At 38.3% G+C, this 3,649-nt stretch carries 4 protein-coding genes; all 4 read left to right on the top strand.

The annotated features are described in order from the left end of the window. Positions 1-75: 75 nt before the first annotated feature. The 4 genes from mobV to AB8P72_RS13350 all read left to right on the top strand — a co-directional run bounded on the left by mobV (position 76) and on the right by AB8P72_RS13350 (position 3,532). Positions 76-1,206: a MobV family relaxase gene (gene mobV / locus AB8P72_RS13365; RefSeq protein ID WP_369958307.1), complete on the top strand. Its 1,131-nt coding sequence runs from the start codon at positions 76-78 to the stop codon at positions 1,204-1,206. A gap of 329 nt (positions 1,207-1,535) precedes the next feature. Continuing rightward, a complete protein-coding gene (repM, locus tag AB8P72_RS13360; protein ID WP_181717438.1) occupies positions 1,536-2,528 on the top strand; it encodes a replication initiation protein RepM in 993 nt (330 codons plus the stop codon). Between the two features lie 267 nt (positions 2,529-2,795). Continuing rightward, a complete protein-coding gene (locus tag AB8P72_RS13355) occupies positions 2,796-3,089 on the top strand; it encodes a hypothetical protein (RefSeq protein WP_369958309.1) in 294 nt (97 codons plus the stop codon). A gap of 17 nt (positions 3,090-3,106) precedes the next feature. Beyond that, a complete protein-coding gene (locus AB8P72_RS13350; RefSeq protein WP_369958308.1) occupies positions 3,107-3,532 on the top strand; it encodes a hypothetical protein in 426 nt (141 codons plus the stop codon). Positions 3,533-3,649: the final 117 nt, after the last annotated feature.

Genomic DNA, 3,649 nt, shown 5'->3' with positions numbered 1-3,649 from the left:
CTGCTAATTAGGTTATAAAGGTGTAGTGAGTACACCTTTGCAAAACTACACACAATTAACAGGGGAAAGGTGGCTATGAACTATGCGATTTTAAGGACTGCAAAATTAAAGACAATGGGGAACATTGGTGGCAGTCTTGCACACAATTACAGGACGATAAATACGCCTAATGCTGACCCTAACCGTAGCTCCGAAAATGAACATACTGTTGCTACCCCTGAAGCGGTCAAACAGGCAATACAAGATTTACTCCCTGAAAAAAGACGGTCTGACGCTGTTCTATGTATTGAGTATTTGATAACTGCCAGTCCTGATTGGGAAGGCTGGGGAACAGACAAAGAATACGATTTTTTTGAGCGAGCTGGTCAGTGGCTCTATGACAAGCATGGTAAGAAAAATATCGCTGGTATGAGCCTTCATAGGGACGAAACTACACCGCATTTAGTCGCTTATGTTGTTCCCATTGACCAAAGAGGGAAGCTCAACTGCAAAGAGTTTCTAGGTGGTCGGACTAAATTAAACAAGATGCAGACCGATTTTGCCAATACGGTCGCTGACTTGGGGCTAACTAGGGGCAAGGAAGGCTCTAAAGCCAAACATACCAGCATCAAGGAGTATTACCACGACATCAACAACGCTCGAAACTTCAGTATCAAAGCAGAACCACCTAAACCTGAACTACTGGAGAGTAAGGCTAGCTATGGCGAAAAGGTCACATCAGCAGTTATCAACCAAGTAGAACCTACGGTTAAGGCTGCACAGAGCATCTTGAATGATTATGAGAGAGCTAAATTAGATAAAAAGATTGCTGAAAGTAGCTACGAAGACCTAAAAAAGCATGTTGAACCTTACTTGGTGGCTACTAAGGGTCTAACCGAAGATGAAATTAAAAGGATTAATGAGCTGATACAGCTAGAAAGCCGTAAAATCGCTGTAGAGAGGGAAGAAAGCAAAAAAGCTATGGAGTTATCAGAAGCAAGTCAGAGGTCGGTTACAACGGAATATAGAGACAAATGGAACAGTTTCTATAAGACATTACCAAGGTCTAAAAGGGTTAAAGTGGATTGGGTACTGAAAGTAACCAGAAATTCGAAAGACCATGAAGCTGTGCGAGTGGTTAAAAACAAATTAATGAAAGAGCCAGAGAGAATTGACAGATTACCTGACCCAAAAACTCACGATAAAGACCGAGATATTTCAATGTAGTTACTTTTCTTCTGTCTTCAAACCTTGGAAGCTCTGCTAAATAGCATTTACTTGGTTATACGCACATGTTTTTTCCTCTGTTAAATTATTAAAAAACAAAAATCTCTTAATCCTTTAATTACTTTAATTACTTTAATTACTTTAAGTCCTCTGTAGGCATTGGTATACATAGCTTATACATCCTATAAGACGACGTTTCCCGTGCTTAAAGACGACGTTTCCCGTGCTTAAAGACGACGTTTCCCGTGCTTAAAGACGACGTTTCCCGTGCTTTAAACGACTTATTAATGTATAGTCGTTTAAACGTCATTGAAATAAAGAGTCGTATAATGAAAAAAGATGTAATTAAGAAAAGTAATTCACTTACGGTTGCTTACTATAATTTGACACTGGTTGAGTACCGTGTTCTTCACATGGCATTCACGTCATTGGCTGACATAGCTCCCAATCCTCAGCTGACAAAAAATGCTCGATTTGCTATTAGAGCCAGTGACTATATGGAATTATATGGGGTTGATAAGAACGCTGCCTATGAAGCATTAAAAGAAGCATCTGAACGTCTTTTTAATCGTTATTTCACCTATGACCAGTTGGTTAATAAAGAATATATGCTGTACGAGCGGTTAAAAGCTAGGTGGGTAACTAAGATTGGTTACATAGAGAAAGAAGCAACTGTGACCTTATACTTATCTGAAGAGATATTAAGCATGGTTGGTAAATTAGAGAGCCAATACACTACCTACTTTTTAAATCAAATAGCTGATTTGACCAGTATGTATGCTGTACGCTTTTATGAAATGATTATTCAGTGGCGACAAGCTAAGGTTGTACCGACCATTAGCCTAGAAGAGTTAAGGGATAGATTAGGTATTAAACCTGAAGAATATCCAAGAATGCATGATTTTAAAAAGCGTGTTTTAGATTTGGCATTAGAGCAAATTAATGAGCATACAGACATTAAGGTGAGTTATGTTCAAGAGAAGACTGGACGTAGAGTTACTGGTTTTAACTTTAAGTTCAAAGAAAAGACAAAAGAAAAGAAGGTAGCAAAAAACCGTGACCCTAATACTATAGATTGGATAAACAATCAGACTGATACAGAAGCTAGCAATCCTTATAACTCCAAACAGATTGCTAGAGCTGTGAATAGCAAGAAATTTATATCGGATTACGCTCACTTAGTAATGCCACAAAATCCTGCTAACAGCTCATCTAGTGCATGGATTACGCACATGGCGACTTGGCTCAAGAAAGACCCTAGCAAGTTTACCAAACGACCTATGAAAGAGTATCTTGATGACGAACAAGCAGATAGATTTTAAGAGTGAAATGACAATAGGGAAGATAAGACAATGAGCGATAACAAAGAAGAGAACGACTTAGTGCAAGGTTGGATAGACCGCCAAGCGTTGAACGCCATACAGATGAGTGAAGACGAGAACTACCGTCAACTGGTAGCAGTCAGGGCAACGAATTGGGGCAAGGACATACAAGCGAAGTCAGACCAGCGGATAAGACAATCACAAGCACCGCACCTAGATATATAGCAGATGAGCTATTTTTAAAGAACCTTACTGACAAGGATAGAAATGACTAAAATGCACACCACTGCAATAAAGGTGACTGGCTGCCATAGTGGCTTTTTTGAAAATATAACATGCACAGGGTTTGATGTTGCAATGGATATAAGCGATTCGAATGATATGGAAGTATCTTCATTAAACGCTAATGATTGCAAGAAGGTATTAAAATTACGAAAGGTTTGTGATTCTAAATTTGAGAAAATAAATGTGAAAGTAAACTCTGATAAATATCGAAAAGAATTGAATCAATTTAGACTTACGGAACTAAATTTAGCAGTTAGATACTGGATGTCAACTTAACTTGTGAGTAAATAATTATGTCTAAACTTAATCTTTTTGACATGGAAGATAGTAACAATAACTCTTTTGGTGATGTTAATCTTGAAGTTGAGAACTCAAGTAACAGTATAGACTTGAGTGTTTATACCATGAAAAGGTCTGATGGTAATAAATTTGGCAGCCTTAATGTTAAAGCTGGAAGCTCAGCAGAAAAGATTAGAGAGTTAGGAATAGCTGTTTCTAATGTTCGTGTAGCGACTCCATCAGGCAAAATGTGTCAAGATAATATAATCAATGAGCTGGATACCATATTAAACGTAGACAGAGATGATGTGGTTGTTAGCAAAAAAGATTGGGGTAATATACTTTCAGTATTAGGTACTTGGATTACGATTAAGGGCGAAGCAACTCATCAATTGCAAACTATCTATGATGCTTTCAGCAAATTTCAGCTAGGGGGATAGTCCTGAGTGGGTGTTCTTAAAAAACCACAGCCGATCCAAATCAATCGGCTGTGGTTTTTTTTGGGGTTCAAAGGGGTTCGCCCCTTGCTCAAGTAACTTTTATATCTTAATCTAGCT

The sequence above is a fragment of the Psychrobacter sp. CLB018 genome (assembly GCF_041222815.1).
Taxonomy (GTDB): Bacteria; Pseudomonadota; Gammaproteobacteria; order Pseudomonadales; family Moraxellaceae; genus Psychrobacter; species Psychrobacter faecalis.
The sequence above is the reverse complement of the archived record's forward strand: the minus strand, read 5'-3'. Positions and strand labels throughout refer to the sequence as shown.